Source organism: Empedobacter sp. UBA5924 (genome assembly GCF_002431085.1).
Taxonomy (GTDB): domain Bacteria; phylum Bacteroidota; class Bacteroidia; order Flavobacteriales; family Weeksellaceae; genus Empedobacter; species Empedobacter falsenii_B.
In genome coordinates this window covers 65,474-83,203 of record NZ_DJDM01000009.1, presented here as the reverse complement: position 1 = coordinate 83,203, position 17,730 = coordinate 65,474, and the positions used below count along the sequence as shown (strand labels likewise).

12 protein-coding genes are annotated in these 17,730 nt (G+C 33.6%); 7 read left to right on the top strand and 5 right to left on the bottom strand.

Annotated elements, in window-relative coordinates; all coding sequences use genetic code 11:
* Positions 1 to 238: 238 nt before the first annotated feature.
* From ilvD to ilvA, 5 genes are read left to right on the top strand one after another with little or no spacing between them, the layout of a single operon-like run.
* The gene (gene ilvD, locus B3792_RS02405; RefSeq protein ID WP_291068779.1) at positions 239 to 1,930 is read left to right on the top strand and encodes a dihydroxy-acid dehydratase; all 1,692 of its coding nucleotides are present in this window, start codon (positions 239 to 241) and stop codon (positions 1,928 to 1,930) included.
* Positions 1,863 to 3,623 (top strand): biosynthetic-type acetolactate synthase large subunit, encoded by a 1,761-nt coding sequence (gene ilvB, locus B3792_RS02400; RefSeq protein WP_291068777.1) that lies wholly within the window; start codon positions 1,863 to 1,865, stop codon positions 3,621 to 3,623. The genes ilvD and ilvB overlap by 68 nt, the downstream gene beginning before the upstream one ends.
* Positions 3,624 to 3,629: 6 nt before the next feature.
* Positions 3,630 to 4,223 (top strand): acetolactate synthase small subunit, encoded by a 594-nt coding sequence (gene ilvN, locus B3792_RS02395; protein ID WP_180905464.1) that lies wholly within the window; start codon positions 3,630 to 3,632, stop codon positions 4,221 to 4,223.
* A gap of 41 nt (positions 4,224 to 4,264) precedes the next feature.
* On the top strand, positions 4,265 to 5,746 hold the full coding sequence (gene ilvC / locus B3792_RS02390; protein ID WP_291068775.1) for a ketol-acid reductoisomerase: 1,482 nt from the start codon (positions 4,265 to 4,267) through the stop codon (positions 5,744 to 5,746).
* A 52-nt stretch (positions 5,747 to 5,798) separates the two neighbouring features.
* A complete protein-coding gene (gene ilvA / locus B3792_RS02385) occupies positions 5,799 to 7,082 on the top strand; it encodes a threonine ammonia-lyase IlvA (protein ID WP_291068773.1) in 1,284 nt (427 codons plus the stop codon).
* Between the two features lie 73 nt (positions 7,083 to 7,155).
* Here ilvA and thrC read toward each other — a convergent pair whose 3' ends face one another.
* From thrC to B3792_RS02360, 5 genes are all read right to left on the bottom strand, one after another.
* Positions 7,156 to 8,463, bottom strand: coding sequence for a threonine synthase (thrC, locus tag B3792_RS02380; protein ID WP_291068771.1), 1,308 nt, complete (start codon positions 8,461 to 8,463; stop codon positions 7,156 to 7,158).
* A 2-nt stretch (positions 8,464 to 8,465) separates the two neighbouring features.
* On the bottom strand, positions 8,466 to 9,449 hold the full coding sequence (locus B3792_RS02375) for a homoserine kinase (RefSeq protein ID WP_291068769.1): 984 nt from the start codon (positions 9,447 to 9,449) through the stop codon (positions 8,466 to 8,468).
* Positions 9,450 to 9,452: 3 nt separating this feature from the next.
* Positions 9,453 to 11,906 (bottom strand): bifunctional aspartate kinase/homoserine dehydrogenase I, encoded by a 2,454-nt coding sequence (thrA, locus tag B3792_RS02370; RefSeq protein WP_286494979.1) that lies wholly within the window; start codon positions 11,904 to 11,906, stop codon positions 9,453 to 9,455.
* Positions 11,907 to 12,122: 216 nt separating this feature from the next.
* Entirely contained in the window at positions 12,123 to 12,551 is a 429-nt protein-coding gene (locus B3792_RS02365) for a hypothetical protein (protein ID WP_147280028.1), read from the bottom strand.
* Between the two features lie 153 nt (positions 12,552 to 12,704).
* Positions 12,705 to 13,496 (bottom strand): DUF2797 domain-containing protein, encoded by a 792-nt coding sequence (locus tag B3792_RS02360; RefSeq protein ID WP_038333421.1) that lies wholly within the window; start codon positions 13,494 to 13,496, stop codon positions 12,705 to 12,707.
* Between the two features lie 52 nt (positions 13,497 to 13,548).
* Here B3792_RS02360 and B3792_RS02355 point away from each other — a divergent pair, with 52 nt between their 5' ends.
* Together B3792_RS02355 and B3792_RS02350 are read left to right on the top strand one after the other, a co-directional pair.
* Complete coding sequence (locus B3792_RS02355) at positions 13,549 to 15,060, top strand: GH3 auxin-responsive promoter family protein (protein WP_291068767.1); 1,512 nt, start codon at positions 13,549 to 13,551, stop codon at positions 15,058 to 15,060.
* Positions 15,061 to 15,240: 180 nt separating this feature from the next.
* Positions 15,241 to 17,712, top strand: a complete 2,472-nt coding sequence (locus B3792_RS02350; protein WP_286494982.1) for a phosphoenolpyruvate carboxylase — start codon at positions 15,241 to 15,243, stop codon at positions 17,710 to 17,712.
* The last annotated feature ends 18 nt before the right edge of the window (positions 17,713 to 17,730 follow it).

Here is a 17,730-nt window from a genome sequence, read left to right as displayed (position 1 = left end):
TACAAAATAACAATTAAAGCCACTTCTTAACGAGGTGGCTTTTTTTTATGGAGAAAAATTAATTAAACAATATTATGCAAAACAATTTCGTCATTATTATCATTATTATTTTAGTCTTGGTCTTACGATTAGGAAAGGTGGTTTTATGACGAATTTTTTGAACGATTTTTTATGAGCCACCTTAATTTAAGGTGGCTTTTTTTATGTTTTTAATACAAACAATGTCAAATAAACAGTGATGAAAAACAACAACGAAGCACTAAACAAACACAGCCGAACCGTTACGCAAGATGACACCTTACCCGCGTCACAAGCGATGTTACATGGGATTGGCCTAACGAACGAAGACCTAAAAAAACCACTAATCGGAATTGCAAGTATGGGGTACGATGGAAATACTTGCAATATGCATCTGAATCAATTTGCACAGTTGGTACAGGACGGAATGAAAGCCGAAAACCTAATCGGATTAAAGTTCAATACAATCGGAATTAGCGATGGAATTACCAACGGAACTTCTGGAATGCGTTACTCTTTGGTAAGTAGAGAAATCATCGCAGATTCTATCGAATCCGTTTGTGCAGCACACTTTTATGATGGCGTAATCACAATTCCTGGTTGTGATAAAAACATGCCGGGTTCTATCATGGCAATGGGACGTTTGAATCGTCCTTCGATCATGATTTACGGTGGAACAATTGCTCCTGGACACTACAAAGAAGAGGAATTAAACATTGTTTCTGCTTTCGAGGCATTAGGTAAAAAATTAAACGGAAATCTTGATGACAAAGATTTTTGTGGAATCATTCAAAATGCTTGTCCTGGTCCTGGTGCTTGTGGCGGAATGTACACAGCAAATACAATGGCAGCGGCGATTGAAGCAATGGGGATGAGTTTACCTTATTCATCTTCTTATCCTGCTCTTAGTCAAGAAAAGAAAAACGAATGTACAACTGCGGCACATTATCTAAGAATTTTATTAGAAAAAGATATTAAACCAAGTGATATCATCACAAAGAATTCGTTAGAGAATGCAATTAAAACAATTGTTGTTTTAGGCGGGAGTACAAATGCTGTTTTGCATTTATTAGCGATTGCCGCTACTATGAATATCAAATTATCATTAGACGATATACAAGCAATCAACGATAAAACACCTGTTATAGCAGATTTGAAACCAAGTGGAAAATACTTGATGGAACATTTGAGTAAAGTTGGTGGCGTTCCTGCTGTTTTAAAATATATGTTACAAGAAGGATTAATCGATGGAAGTTGTTTAACAGTTACTGGAAAAACATTAGCAGAAAATTTAGAGTCAGTTCCTGATTTAGATTTTACGAAACAATATATTATTCGTCCATTATCAAATCCTGTAAAAGAAACTGGACACTTACAAATGCTTTACGGAAACCTTGCTCCAGGCGGATCAGTATCGAAAATATCTGGAAAAGAAGGTTTTTATTTTAAAGGAAAAGCACAAGTTTTTAATAGTGAAGTTGAAGTTTTAAAAGCAATTGAAGATTTAAAAATCAAAGCTGGAAGCGTTATCGTCATCCGAAACGAAGGTCCGAAAGGTGGTCCTGGAATGCCAGAAATGTTGAAACCAACCTCTGCCATTATTGGAGCTGGATTAGGAGATAAAGTCGCTTTGATTACAGACGGACGATTTAGTGGTGGAACACACGGATTTGTCGTCGGACATATTACACCAGAGGCTTTTGAAGGAGGTCCAATCGCATTAGTCGAAAATGATGACCTCATCGAAATTGACATCAACAAGAATGAATTGAATCTTTTGGTTGATGAAAAAACATTAGAAAATCGAAAAAATAACTGGAAACAACCCGCATTAAAAGTAAAAAATGGAGTCTTATACAAATACGCAAAGCAAGTCGGAAACGCTTCAGAAGGATGCCTTACTGACCAATAAACCAACTCAAATTTCAGGTTCACAAGCAATCATTAATGCTTTATTAGCTGAAGGAGTTTCAACAGTTTTTGGCTATCCTGGTGGTGCAATTATGCCTATATATGATGCTTTATATGATTACAAAGACGAGTTAGAACATATTTTAGTTCGCCATGAACAAGGAGGTATTCATGCTGCGCAGGGCTATGCAAGAACTTCAGGAAAAGTAGGTGTAGCTTTTGCTACGAGTGGGCCAGGCGCAACGAACTTAGTAACCGGAATTGCTGATGCCATGATTGATAGTAATCCTATTGTATGCATCACGGGGCAAGTTTTCGCCTCTCTTTTAGGAACGGATGCCTTTCAAGAAACTGATATTATCAACATCACTAATCCTATTACGAAATGGAATTATCAAATTACAGATGCGGAAGAAATTAATGATGTTTTAGCAAAAGCTTTTCATATCGTTCGCTCTGGAAGACCAGGACCTGTGTTAATTGACATTACAAAAAATGCTCAAATACAACTTATCGAAAAGAAAAAGTACGAGAAATGCACACATGTTCGCAGCTATAGACCAGAACCAGAAATAAAAACTGAATATGTAAAAGCTGCTGCAGAACTTATTAATCAAGCAAAAAAACCATTTGCGATTATTGGTCAAGGAATTCTGCTTGGAAAAGCAGAGCAAGAATTAAAAGATTTCTTAGAAAAATCTGGAATTCCAGTGGCTACAACTTTAATGGGATTAAGTTCTTTAGATACAGATCATCCACAATATGTTGGTTTATTAGGAATGCATGGAAATTATGCGCCGAATGTCAAAACAAATGATTGCGATGTATTAATTGCTATTGGGATGAGGTTTGATGACCGCGTAACTGGACGCTTAGACAAATATGCTAAACAAGCGAAAGTTATTCATCTTGATATTGATCCTGCAGAAATTGGTAAAAATGTAAAAGTTGCTGTTCCTGTTTGGGGAGATTGTAAAAAAACACTTCCATTATTAACAAATTTAATTGATCCTAATGATCACTCTCAATGGTTAAAAGAATTTAGAGATCTCGAAAAAGAAGAACGTGCAGAAGTTATTGATAAAGAATTCCACCCAACAACTGATGTGATGTCTATGGCTGAGGTTATCAATACCTTAAATGAGTTAACAAACGGAGAAGCAGTAATTGTGACAGACGTTGGGCAACATCAAATGTCTGCTTGTCGTTATGCTAAATTCAAAGACTCTAAACTTTTGGTTACATCGGGCGGATTAGGAACAATGGGCTTTGGATTACCTGCTGCAATTGGAGCATGGTACGGAGCACCAGAAAAAGACATTGTCATGGTTTGTGGAGATGGTGGCTTCCAAATGACGTTACAAGAAATGGGAACGATTATGCAATTCGGAGCTAAAGTAAAAATGTTAATCCTAAACAATAGCTTCCTTGGAATGGTTCGTCAATGGCAAGAATTATTCAACGACAAACGCTATTCTTTCGTAGATATTACAAGTCCAGATTTTGTTGCACTTGCAAAAGCATACCAAATAGAAGGTCAAAAAATAGAGGCAAGAAATGAATTGAAAAATGCTTTAAAAGAAATGTTAGAACACAATGGCTCTTATCTTTTAGAGGTTATGGTAGGAAAAGAAAATAATGTATTTCCTATGGTAGAACAAGGCACAAGTGTTTCTGAAATTAGATTAAAATAAATTATTATGGACTCAAAACAAGAATATACAATTACGTTATATACAGAAAATTCCATAGGAATTTTAGGAAGAGTTGCAGGAATTTTTACTCGACGAAAAATTAATATTGAAAGTTTAAGCACTTCTCCATCAGAAATAGAAAATGTACACAGATTTACAATTGTTATTGAAGAATCGGAAGAAGTCGTTCGAAAACTTTGCATGCAAATTGAAAAACAAATCGATGTTCTTAAAGCTTATTTCAATAATAATGATGAATTAATCTGGCAAGAACAAGCTTTATACAAAGTGCCAACGAATATTATTGCAGAAAAGGCATACGTAGAACGTTTATTACGTCAATATGGTGCAAATACAGTTGTGATTCGCAATGATTATACGGTTTTTGAAACAGCTGGTCATCGTGAAGAAATTGATAATCTAACACAAGAATTAACGAAATATGGCTTAATAGAATTTGTTAGAGGAGCCAGAATAGCGATTATCAAAGCGAGTGCTGGTTTTCATGAAAAATTATTACAATTCGAGAAAGACGAACCATCAAAAGAAGTAATCGAAAATGAATTCCTAAACGAAGGAACCTCAGTTTTCACAATGTAAAGACAAACAATTCAACAAATAATTCATTAAAAAACACAAAAATGACTAATTACTTTAATTCTCTATCATTGAGAGATCAATTATATCAACTAGGACAAGCAGAATTTCTAAATAACTCAGAATTCGCAAAAGGTACAGACGCATTAAAAGGTAAAAAAATTGTGATTGTAGGTTGCGGTGCGCAAGGATTAAACCAAGGATTAAATCTACGCGACAGTGGTTTAGACGTTTCGTATGCCTTACGCAAAGAAGCCATTGAACAACAAAGAGATTCTTGGAAAAATGCAACAAGTCATAATTTTACAGTTGGTACTTTCGAAGAATTAATCCCAAATGCTGATGTTGTGGCAAATTTAACGCCAGACAAACAACACACGCAAGTTATCAATACTGTTCAACCACTTATTAAACAAGGTGCTACACTTTTATATTCTCATGGATTCAATATCGTAGAAGAAGGTGTGCAAATTCGTAAAGATATTACAGTAATAATGGTTGCACCAAAATGTCCAGGTTCGGAAGTTCGTGCAGAATATTTAAGAGGATTCGGAGTTCCTACATTAATTGCCGTTCACCCAGAAAATGATCCCGAAGGAAAAGGTTTTGATCAAGCAAAAGCATATTGTGCAGGAACTGGTGGTCACAGAGCGGGAGTTTTAAGATCATCATTTGTTGCGGAAGTAAAATCAGATTTGATGGGAGAGCAAACCATTTTATGTGGTCTTTTACAAACAGGTTCTATTCTTTCTTTCGAAAAAATGATTGAAAACGGAATTGATGCTGGTTATGCTTCAAAATTAGTTCAATATGGTGTGGAAGTAATTACAGAAGCCTTAAAACATGGTGGAGTTAGCGGTATGATGGATAGATTAAGTAATCCTGCTAAAATTAAAGCTTTTGAACTATCAGAGGAATTAAAAGATATTATGCGTCCATTATTCCAAAAACATCAAGACGACATTATTTCTGGTGAGTTTAGTAAAACAATGATGGAAGATTGGGCGAATGATGACAAAAACTTATTAAAATGGAGAGCTGAAACTGGTGAAACTGCTTTTGAAAAAACACCAGCTGGCGATGCAAATATTACAGAACAAGAATATTTTGACAACTATACATTAATGGTTGCTTTTGTTCGTGCTGGAGTTGAATTAGCTTTCGAAACAATGGTAGAAGCCGGTATTAAACCTGAATCTGCTTATTACGAATCCTTACATGAAACACCATTGATTGCGAATACAATTGCGCGTAAAAAATTATTCGAAATGAATCGAGTGATTTCTGATACAGCAGAATACGGTTGTTATCTTTTCGATCAAGCTTGTAAACCTTTGTTAAAAGATTTCATGGCAAAAGTAAACGTAGACGTTGTCGGTAAAAATTACAACGAAGGAAAAGACAATGCTGTTGACAATGCGACATTGGTACATATAAATGATGTTTTACGTAATCATCCTGTCGAAACTGTAGGAAAAAAACTTCGTAAAGCAATGACTGCTATGAAAACGATAAAAACGGTGTAGTCAAACATCAAGATTACAAAAAAAAGTTAACAGAACTAACAAACAGTGAATTATGGCAAATGGACTTAGAAATGAAAAAACTGAGACCTTAGGCGTTTCGCTTGACGAAGTAAACTTAGCACAAATGAATTTGAAAGGAGTTGCCAAAAACACTCCTTTCGATTTCAATGAAAATTTAAGTCGTCAATTTGATGCGAATGTCTATCTAAAACGAGAAGATTTACAAGTCGTCCGTTCGTACAAATTACGTGGTGCTTATAATAAAATCGTTCAGTTATCAGAACAAGAAAAAAATAATGGTGTGATCTGCGCAAGTGCAGGAAATCACGCACAAGGTGTGGCGTATTCGTGTCAACAATTAAACATCAAAGGTAAAATTGTGATGCCTACAACGACACCTCAACAAAAAATAAAACAAGTAAAATGGTTTGGTAAAGATCAAATCGAAATCATTTTACATGGTGATACATTTGATGATGCATCGGCTTTTGCGCATCAATTATCGCAAGAAGGAAATATTACATTTATTCATCCTTTTGATGATGAAAAAGTAATTGCAGGACAAGGAACGGTTGCATTAGAAATTTTGAATCAATGCAATCAACCAATCGATTATATTTTCGTGCCAATTGGTGGTGGAGGTTTAGCATCTGGCGTTATTTCTGTAATGAAAACACTTAGTCCAAACACCAAAATTATTGGTGTAGAACCGAGTGGCGCAGCAAGTATGGCAGAAGCTATCAAACAAAAACAATCTGTTGCATTAGCGAAGATTGACCCTTTTGTAGATGGCGCAGCTGTAAAAAAAGCAGGTGAAAAAACATACAAAATCTGTGCAGAAGGTTTAGAAACAACTTGTGCTGTTCCAGAAGGAAAGGTTTGTTCGAGCATTTTGCGTTTGTACAATGAAGACGCAATTGTTGTAGAACCAGCAGGCGCTTTGAGTGTTTCGGCTTTAGATTTTTTCAAGGAAGAAATCAAAGGAAAAAATGTGGTTTGTGTGCTTAGCGGAAGCAACAACGACATTACGCGAATGGAAGAAATAAAAGAAAGAAGTTTGCAATATGAAGGTTTGAAACATTATTTCATTATCAATTTTCCTCAACGTGCCGGCGCTTTGAAAGAATTAGTGAACGAAGTTTTGGGTGAAAATGATGACATCACCTATTTCCAATACACGCAAAAAAATAACAAAGAAACAGGTCCAGCAGTAGTTGGCATTGAATTAGAGAAAAAAGAAGATTTAGATGGTTTAATTTTTAGATTAGAAAATCATCATTTCGATTATCAATATCTTAACACAGACAACACACTCTTTTCGTTAATGATTGGATAATTTTTCCATCATTAATATACTATTCAAAAAAAGCAAAGCTTCTATTTAGTTAGAAACTTTGCTTTTTAATTTATTAATTATTCAACAACCAATTTTTTAACTCATCAAAATTATTGTTCATTTCAACTTTATTCGATTGTTTCAATTTCAATTCTTCGACTTCTTTTGGATAGACAATTTTATCTCGTATTTCTTTCGGAAAAACTTCAGGAAATTTACACGGATGCGCTGTCGATAAAAACACCACTAACTCTTTTTCATCTTGCTTTTTCGCTTGGTATTCCTTCGCCGCCAACCAGGCAATTGACGTATGAGGACAAGCAATATAATTGTATTCTTGATTAATTTCTACGATTGCATTTATTGTTTCTACATCAGAATAAGCTTTTGAAACCATTTTTGATTTTAATTGCTCCACATCTTGCTCAAAAAATTCCATCACGCGAACCCAATTACTCGGATTTCCAACATCCATTGCATTCGATAACGTTTGTACAGAAGGTTTTGGTTGATAATTTTCGGTTTTTAAAAATGAAGGAACTGTATCATTCGCATTTGTAGCCGCAACAAATTGTTCTACTTCCAATCCTAATTTTGAAGCCAAAATACCTGCTGTAATATTCCCGAAATTTCCACTCGGAACAACAAAAGAAACTTTCTCAAAACCTTTTCTTTTTGCTTGGGCAAATGCCTCGAAATAATAGAAAGATTGCGGAATTAAGCGAGCAATATTAATTGAATTTGCTGAGGTTAAGTTTAGATTTTTCATTAAATCTTTGTCTAAAAAAGCTCGCTTGACCAATGCTTGACAATCATCAAAAGTTCCGTCGATTTCTATGGCACGAATATTTTTTCCATTCGCCGTTAATTGCAATTCTTGTATCAGCGACACTTTTCCTTTTGGATACAAAATCGTTACTCTCGTTCCTTCTACTCCCAGAAAGCCAAGTGCTACAGCGCCTCCTGTATCGCCAGAAGTTGCGACCAAAACATCTAACAATTGATTATCTTTTTTTGAATAATGTGCCATCACGCGACTCATAAATCTTGCTCCAAAATCTTTAAAAGCAAAAGAAGGTCCGTGAAATAATTCCAAAATAGCTAAATCATCTTCTAAAAACACCAAAGGCGCAGGAAAATTAATTACATCATCAATTAAATTATTAATCGTTTCTTCAGAAAAATCATCTTTTAATAAGTGATTTGTCACCTTTTTCGCAATCTCTTGAAATGAATAATTTTCAATAGAATTCAACCAATTTTCATCTAATTTTTCCAACGACAAAGGCATATACAATCCTTTATCTTCTGGCAAAGATTGGAAAACCGCTTGTTTAAAATCGACTCTGTTATTATGATTATTTGTACTATATAATTTCATTTTTAGTGTTTTATGTAAGGTCCTTGTTGATTAATTTTAGAGACAAATGATAAATGTTCAATTTCTTTTATCGTCAAAAAATTATTTAATTTTTGTTCGATATTTTCTGCATCCAATTTACTTTTAGATAACGCCATAACTGTTGGTCCAGAACCAGAAATACCGAATGTTAATGCATTATTTTCGAGCGAAATACTTTTCATTTCATTAAAATACGGAATCAATAAAGAACGATTTGGTTCGACAATATCATCCTGCATCGAACGACCAATTTCTTCGTAATCATTCTCATAAAGCGCTGCAACCAAACTTGCAATATTTCCCCATTGCTTTATTGCTTTACTCAATTGCACTTTATCTTTAATTAATTTGCGCGCATCCTTTGTTGGCACTTCTACTTTTGAGTAAATCAGTGTGACATATAAATTTTCAGGAACAGGTAAAGAACGCACCAAAATCGGCTCATAAGAAGGAATCAACGTAATTCCTCCAAACAACGATGGCGCAACATTATCCGCATGAGCAGCGCCACAAGCCAATCGTTCGCCTTCCATACAATAAGGCAAAAGCTCATTTTTAGAAAGTGGTTTTCCTAATAATTCATTCAATGCAAAAAGTCCAGAAACTGTGCTCGCCGCGCTTGAACCTAAACCACTTCCAATTGGCATTTTTTTGTGTAATTCTATCGATAATCCAAAAGAATCTTGTAGACCTAAATCACAAAATAATTTCCATGCCGAATGAGAAACTGTATTTTTCATCGCATCCAAAGGCAATTTACCCTCGTCACCTGTAATTGTCAGAATTTCGATTCCTAACTTTTCTGTCTTTTTCATGATTACCTCATCACCTGGATAATCCACCGCAAAGCCCAAAATATCATATCCACAGATCATATTGGCAACTGTTGCAGGAGCAAAAACATGTACTTTATCTAAAAACTTCGCTTGATCAAGCTTATATTTATTTTCGATTATTTGATTCATCTTTTATCGTATTGAACTTATATTAACTAAATCTGCAAAAACGCCAGCTGCTGTAACTTCTGCACCAGCTCCAGGTCCTTTCACAACCAAAGGACGTTCCTTGTAACGCGCTGTTGTAAAAGAAATAATATTATCGCTTCCAGACAAGGCATAAAACGGATGTTGATTATCCACCAATTCTAACGAAATTGATATTTTCCCATCTTCTAAAATCCCGATGTAACGAATCACTTTCTGCTCCTCATCTGCTTGATGTTTTATCTTTTCGAAATAATCATTTTCGTTGACTAATTCTTGATAAAAATCTTCTACAGTTGCAGCTTCTAAACAAGATTTAGGCAAAATAGAATCGATTTTTACATCTCCCGCTTCAATTTCGTAACCATTGTCACGAGCAAGAATCAACATTTTTCGCATAAAATCTATTCCACTCAAATCATCGCGAGGATCTGGTTCTGTATAACCTAATTCTTGCGCTTTTTTTACAATTTCGGCAAATGTATTTTCACCTTTAAAATGATTAAATATATACGAAATTGTTCCTGATAAAATTGCTTCAATTTTTAAGATTTGATCTCCACTCATTCTTAAATCTTTCAACACGCTAATAATTGGTAAACCTGCTCCAACATTCGTTTCATAAAGGAAATCAATGCCATATTTTCGAGCAGTTTCTTTCAATTTTTTATACTCTTGATAAGAAGATGAATTCGCAATTTTATTACATGTTACAACCGAAATACTGCTTTCAAAAATTTGTTTGTAATAATTTGGCAAATCAGAACTCGCAGTATTATCTACAAAAACACAATTTGGTAAATTATACTGTTTCATTTTTTGGATAAATTCATTCAAATCAGCTGGAGAAGAAGAATTTTCTAATTCATTTTTCCAATTCGATAAATTAATTCCGTTTTCATCAAACATCATTTTTTTTGAATTTGATAATCCAACCAATTTTATTTCGATATCATTATTTTTTGCTAAAAAATCTTTCTGTTTTTCTAATTGATTTAAAAATGTCGACCCAATATTTCCTACTCCAACATTGAAAACATGAATTGTTTTTTTCAAATGATTAAAAAACGCATCATGTACCGCATTTAAAGCTTTTGACAAATCATTTTCGTTAATCACAACCGAAATATTATACTCCGAAGAACCTTGCGCAATCGCTCTGACATTGATTCCATTTCGTCCTAATGCATAAAATAACTTGCCCGAAACACCAACCATTTTCTTCATGTTTTCTCCAACAATTGCAATAATTCCGAGATTTTCTTCAATTTCAATTGGTTCCAACCATTTTACTGCAATTTCCAAACAAAACTCTTCTTCAATTAATTGCTTTGCTTTTTCGACTTCATTATGATGAATGGCAAGCGTGATACTATGCTCTGACGAAGATTGCGTAATCAACACAATGTTGATATGATGTTGCGCTAAAAGTGAAAAAAGTTTTCCACTAAAGCCCAATTTGCCAACCAAGCCGCTTCCTTTTATATTGACTAATGCAATATCTTTGATCGACGAAATTCCTTTAATTGGATAATCTGTTGGTTGCGAATCGAACTGAATTTTTGTTCCCTCAAAATCCGGTTGAAATGTGTTTTTAATTAAAATCGGAATTCGAAGTTTAAAAGCTGGAGCCATTGTTGGCGGATAAATCACTTTCGCACCGAAATACGACAATTCCATCGCTTCTGTATACGATAAATTTTCTAACGAAAAAGCTTTGTTCACAAAACGAGGATCCGCCGTCATCATTCCATTTACATCTGTCCAAATTTCAATTTGTTCTGCATGTAAAGCCGCACCAATCAAAGCCGCAGTGTAATCAGAACCTCCTCTTCCCAAAGTTGTCACTCGTCCTTCTTCATTAGCAGCAATAAACCCTGTTACAACTAATAATTTATCCGAATAATCTTTTGCTAATTGTTGAATATTCTGAAACGATTTTTCCTCGATAACATTCGCTTGACCAAAATTATGATCAGTCAAAATATAATCTGATGCATTAATCGCCAATGAATTTCCAACATGCTCTTGCATTACTTTTGCTATTAATAAAGCACTACATCTTTCGCCGAAACTCAAAATCAAATCTTTTGTTTGAGGGCTTAATTCTTTCAGAATTTCCACCCCTTCTAATAATGCTTCCAACTCATTCATCAACAATTTTAATTTTGTTAAAATCGGATTTTGATTCGGCACATCGATTAAAGCTTTTACAATTTCGAAATGTTTGTCTTGAAAAAGTTTTAAATCATTTTCATCAAAATTTCCTGATGAAGCTTCTTCAGACATTTTGGTTAATAAATTGGTCAAACCAGAAATAGCAGACACAACCAAAATAATCGAGTTATTTTGTTGCTTTTCCTGTTTAACAATTTCTACGACCGCGCGAATACCTTCTACCGATCCGACTGATGTTCCTCCGAATTTTAAAACTTTCATAATTTAAATTTTGATCATAAAAAAAGCATCTTCCTTTTGAGAAGATGCTTTTGCATTATTTTTTTAGAATTAAATACATAACAAAACTCCTCTAAGTGTGAACACTAGAAGTCGTCGTAATTGAAATGATTGTATCTAATCCGTTTTGTTTCATTATTGATAACGAATATACAAACTTTTTCAATAAATCATTACGTATTTATTCTTTTTTTATATTTATTTCACCGAATCCTTTTTTACAGCCAATGAATCATTTGGTTCAGCAACAGGTTTTACATCACTTGCATAGCCAACAACAATTCCGTCTAGTTTATCAATTTTTCGTACTTTAAAAGTTTCTGTACCTTCTGCTCCTTTAAAAGATACTTTATAAACTGCTTCGTAAACTGTTTTGTCACCATCTTCAAGAGGCGTCATTTTCTCAAAGTTGTAGACATCAACTGGCCCATATTGTTTAACCACCGCATTCAAATCATCCACATTTACGCCTTCTACTTTCGAAAAAAGTGAATCTGGCTTATCTGCTCTGTATTTGTAAACATCTAAAACTGCTTCTTTCACCTTATAATCTGGCAAATCTGATTTTTTATTACATGCTGTTAAAGCCAAAATACCACCAACCATAAGTAATGCACTTGCTTTCATAATTCCTATTTTTTGTGTTAATTGATTATAACTAATGTAAAAATAAATAAGATAAAAAACAAGTATTTTTATTGAAATCAAATAGATAGAAACAAAAAAAGTCGATTCTGTTACAAAATCGACTTTTGAATATATTTTATTGTAAAAAGAAGTTTATACTTCAAAATTGACATAAAAACCTTCATGACCTCGAACATTGAAAACTGTATTGTCTTCAAAAATCAAGTATTGACCTTTTATTCCTTTCAAAACACCTTCTATTTCTGGCGTTTTTTTCAGGTTTAATGATTTTACTTTTTCTGGATAAGATAAAACTGGATAGTCTAACTTCCAAACTTCTGGCTCATCAACCAAAAATTGTTGAAAATCTGGATTCACTTCATTTCTGATTTCTTGATACTTTTCGAATAGATTAATTTCTGGTACATCATTTTTTAACATTCTTTGCCAATTCGTTTTATCAGCAATAACATTTTTCAACGAAACCTCTATCATTCCAGCTTCGTAACGATTATCCGTTCGCGCAATAATAATAGCTTCTGAAGCTCCTTGATCGATCCAACGTGTTGGCACTTGAGTTAAACGTGTTACACCAACTTTTATTCCCGACGAATTTGCCAAATACACAATATGCGGTTGCAATTCGAATTTCGTTTCAAACTCTAAATCACGCTGTGCAATTCCCAAATGTGCTGTAGAAAGTTCTGGATTGATAATACTTGGATTAGCTTCTGGAACTGTAAAAAAACAATTTTTACAATATCCCATCTGATAAATCTCTTTGTCCTCGTGACAGTTTAAACATTCGTAATGATCAAAGTTAATCTTGATTTTTTTTCCTAACAATTGATTCATAACGATAAAATCATTCTTGAAATTCCAATAATAATTGATTGGCGTTCCATTTTCAGTTGTCATTTTACGAATTTGTCCTTCAAACTGCATCTTGCTAAAAAAGTTTAATTAATTTTGTGTAAATCTACAAAACTTTTAGCGGATGGGAATAGTCAATAAGATTATGGAAATTATGATGCGTAGCCGAATGAATGTCATCGAGGAAAGCATCAAAAATCCAGTTGGTACACAAGAACGTGTGTTATTTGAGAATATCAAAAAAGCCAAATCGACTATTTACGGAAAAGAATTTCATTTTGACGAAATCAAAACGACACAGAAATTTCAAAAACAAGTTCCTGCGGTGCATTACGAGGATTTTCAACCTTATATTGAATTAGCGAGAAAAGGTGAAAAAGATGTCACTTGGCACGGAAAAATAAAGTGGTTTGCGAAATCTTCTGGAACAACAAATGCGAAAAGTAAATTTATTCCGATTAGTAATGAATCCTTAGAAGATTGCCATTACGCAGCAGGAAAAATAATGTTTGCGTTGTACTTAAATGCTTATCCCGAAACGGATATTTTTATGCACAAAAATCTAAGAATTGGCGGAAGTAGTGAACTTTATCAAAAATATGATACGCGTTTTGGTGATTTATCAGCTATTTTGATTGATAATTTACCTTTTTATGCTGAGATGAAAAATATTCCGAATCGTGAGATTTCTTTAATGTCTGATTGGAATGTGAAGATGAATGCGATTATCAATGCAACAAAAAATGAAGATGTTGGTTCTTTAACTGGCGTTCCTTCATGGATGCTGGTTGTATTGAACAAATTATTAGCCGAAACTGGAAAGAATTATTTGGACGAATTATGGCCAAATCTCGAAGTGTTTTTTCATGGTGGAATCAGCTTCAAACCTTATGCAGAAAACTATAATTTAATCACTCAAAAAAAATTAAATTATTTCGAATTATATAATGCTTCCGAAGGTTTTTTTGGTATTCAGGATCAATTGCACAGCAAAGATTTATTGTTATTATTAGACAACGGAATCTTTTACGAATTTATTCCAATGGAAGAATTTGGTTCAGAAACTCAACGGTTTTTAACAATTGGAGAAGTTGAAGTTGGTAAAAATTACGCCATGGTGATTACAACAAATGGAGGTTTGTGGCGCTATATTATTGGTGATACGGTTCGTTTTACCTCAACTAATCCACACAGAATTGTTGTTTCTGGACGAACAAAACATTATATCAATGCATTTGGCGAAGAATTGATGATAGAAAACGCTGAAGAAGCTTTGAAACGTGCTTGTATGCAAACAAATTCAATTGTTTCTGAATATAGTGCTGGTCCAATTTTTATGCAAGGAAAAGAAAAAGGCGCTCACGAATGGATGATAGAGTTTGATAAAGAGCCTGAAAATTTTGAGCAATTTATTGATTGTTTAGATAAAGGTTTGCAAGAAGTTAATTCCGATTACGAAGCAAAACGTTACAATAATATGACACTTAATCGACCGATTGTACACAAAGCACGCACAAAATTATTCATCGAATGGATGGCTTCAAGAGGTAAATTAGGTGGACAAAATAAAGTTCCTCGTTTATCAAATACAAGAGACTTTATTGAACCATTAATTGAATTAAATAATCGATCATAATAAAAAAGAGAATCAATATGATTCTCTTTTTTTGGTTTAAAATAAATAGGATAATTACCTCGAAACAAGTAAATTTACTATTAAGAGAAAAAATACCTATTAATGCGAAGTACGAATTTATCTGAACTTAAATTCCACCAAATTGTGGAAAATAAGTTTCAAATTTACAACAGTCTCTTTATGAGTCTTCCCTACGAAAAAATGCAAAACATCGGATCATTGATTCCGTTTTTGTATGATGAAAGTCAAAAAGGTTTACCCGAAGGTAAATCACCAAATGAAATCATCAACAATTTTTTTGAGAAATACACTGATTTAAAAACCGAACAAGAGCAAATCGATTTGATGTTTCGAATGATACAATACATCGAGCGACAAGTTGTTTTGTTTGATAGTATCGAAGATGCTGCATTTCCGTCATTACATTCCGAAAATGAAAAAGGAAGTTTGGAAAGCATTTATCATATTGCACAAGCGCAAGGTAAAATGGAGCAAGTAAAAACCAGAATCGAAGATTTTGTAACAAGAGTTGTTTTTACAGCCCATCCAACGCAGTTTTATCCAACAAATGTTCAACAAATTATTCAAGATTTACGCGACGCAATTCAACAAGATTCGGTAAGTAAAATTGATTTATTGTTGCAACAATTAGGAAAAACACCTTTTATCAACGAAGAAAAACCAACTCCTTACGATGAAGCTGTTTCTATTATTTATTATTTGAGAAATGTATATTATCAAACAATTGGACGATTATACAACGAAATCAACCAATTGTTTTTTACAGAAAGTGAACCTCTAAAATCTCCTGTTATTCAATTAGGTTTTTGGCCTGGAGGCGATCGCGATGGAAATCCGTTTGTAACAGCAGAAATTACATGGAAAGTTGCAAGTTTATTGCGTACAAGTATCTTAAAAAATTATTACAATCATCTTAAAATTGTTCAACGTAGATTAACATTCAAGCATGTTACAGAACCTTTAAAAGCGTTGAGTAATTTGATTTACGAAAATATGTTCAATGAAAATGGAACAATTACAATTGATGAAATCAAAACGCGCTTACAAACGATTCGTACAATTTTAATTGAACAACACAATGGTGTTTTCTTAGATATTTTAGATGATTTTATCACACGTGTTGATATTTTCGGATTGCATTTTGCTTCTTTGGATATTCGTCAAGATTCGCGTGTTCATCAAAAAGTGATTAACCGAATTGTTGAAAAATATACTGGAATTAATCTGAAAGATTTAAGCGAAGCAGAACAAATCGAATTGTTAATAAATCCGTCTTTTACAGCTAAACCAGAAGATTTTGAAGATGATATTGTGATTGATACAATCAAAAATGTTTATCAATTAAAAAAAATTCAGCAACGAAATGGTGAATTAGGTGTTAACCGATACATTATTTCAAATTCTGAAACCATTTTCGATGTTTTAAATGTTTATGCTTTATTCAAATTTTGTGGTTATCAAGACGATGAAATTAAGTTTGATATCATGCCACTTTTCGAGACGATTAGAGGTTTAGATGGTGCTGAAAATACGATGAATAAATTGTATAATTTACCTATTTATGCGCAACATTTAGAACGTAGAAAACAACGTCAATCGATTATGTTAGGTTTTTCGGACGGAACAAAAGATGGTGGTTACATCAAAGCGAATTGGGAAATTTATCGTACCAAAGAAATCCTTTCGAATGTTTCGGATAAAAATCAAATCGAAGTTATTTTCTTTGACGGTCGTGGTGGACCTCCTGCGCGTGGTGGTGGAAAAACGCACGAATTTTACGCTTCTCAAGGGAAAACAATTGCGAATCACGAAATTCAAATTACAATTCAAGGACAAACAATTACGTCGAATTATGGAACAATGCCGCAGGCAAAATATAATTTTGAACAATTGTACACAGCTGGTATTATTTCGGATGTTTTCTCGACAAGCACAAGTCAGATTTCGCCAGATGAGCGAATTTTGATTGATAAATTAGCCACAATTAGTTATCAGAAATACGAAGATTTGAAAGCGCATCCTTCATTTTTACCTTATTTAGAAAATATGAGTACGCTTAACTATTATGGAAAAACGAATATCGGAAGCCGTCCGAGTAAACGAGGTGGTGATAAAAAATTAGAGTTCGATGATTTGCGTGCTATTCCATTTGTGGGTTCTTGGAGTCAATTAAAACAAAATGTTCCGGGATATTTTGGTGTTGGAACAGCTATAAATGAATTGAAAAAACAAGGTCATTTAGAGGATGTAAAAGATTTATTCAAGAATTCGAGCTTCTTCAAAACATTGATCCAGAATAGTATGATGTCGATGGAAAAAACTTATTTTCCATTAACATCTTATATGAAAAATGATCCTGAATATGGTGAATTTTGGAATATTTTGCACGATGAATTTGAATTATCAAAAGCATTATGTTTAGAAATTTCGGGTTACACAGAATTGATGCAAGACGAACCATTGAACAAATCTTCGGTACAAATGCGCGAAAAAATTGTGTTACCATTATTAACGATTCAACAATTTGCGTTGAACAAAATTCATCATGAAAGTGAGTTCAAATCAATCTATGAGCAAATTGTGATGCGTTCGTTATTCGGAAATATTAATGCGAGTCGAAATTCGGCTTAATTTTCAGAATATCTTAAT

What these genes read in the sequence shown, in the direction of transcription:
- ilvD (WP_291068779.1), top strand. Translation starts at nt 239, where the DNA reads ATGAAAAACAACAACGAAGCACTAAACAAACACAGCCGAACCGTTACG.
- B3792_RS02350 (WP_286494982.1), top strand. Translation starts at nt 15,241, where the DNA reads ATGAGTCTTCCCTACGAAAAAATGCAAAACATCGGATCATTGATTCCG.
- ilvA (WP_291068773.1), top strand. Translation starts at nt 5,799, where the DNA reads ATGGCAAATGGACTTAGAAATGAAAAAACTGAGACCTTAGGCGTTTCG.
- B3792_RS02355 (WP_291068767.1), top strand. Translation starts at nt 13,549, where the DNA reads ATGGGAATAGTCAATAAGATTATGGAAATTATGATGCGTAGCCGAATG.
- ilvC (WP_291068775.1), top strand. Translation starts at nt 4,265, where the DNA reads ATGACTAATTACTTTAATTCTCTATCATTGAGAGATCAATTATATCAA.
- B3792_RS02375 (WP_291068769.1), bottom strand. Translation starts at nt 9,449, where the DNA reads ATGAATCAAATAATCGAAAATAAATATAAGCTTGATCAAGCGAAGTTT.
- thrA (WP_286494979.1), bottom strand. Translation starts at nt 11,906, where the DNA reads ATGAAAGTTTTAAAATTCGGAGGAACATCAGTCGGATCGGTAGAAGGT.
- B3792_RS02365 (WP_147280028.1), bottom strand. Translation starts at nt 12,551, where the DNA reads ATGAAAGCAAGTGCATTACTTATGGTTGGTGGTATTTTGGCTTTAACA.
- ilvB (WP_291068777.1), top strand. Translation starts at nt 1,863, where the DNA reads ATGGAGTCTTATACAAATACGCAAAGCAAGTCGGAAACGCTTCAGAAG.
- ilvN (WP_180905464.1), top strand. Translation starts at nt 3,630, where the DNA reads ATGGACTCAAAACAAGAATATACAATTACGTTATATACAGAAAATTCC.
- B3792_RS02360 (WP_038333421.1), bottom strand. Translation starts at nt 13,496, where the DNA reads ATGCAGTTTGAAGGACAAATTCGTAAAATGACAACTGAAAATGGAACG.
- thrC (WP_291068771.1), bottom strand. Translation starts at nt 8,463, where the DNA reads ATGAAATTATATAGTACAAATAATCATAATAACAGAGTCGATTTTAAA.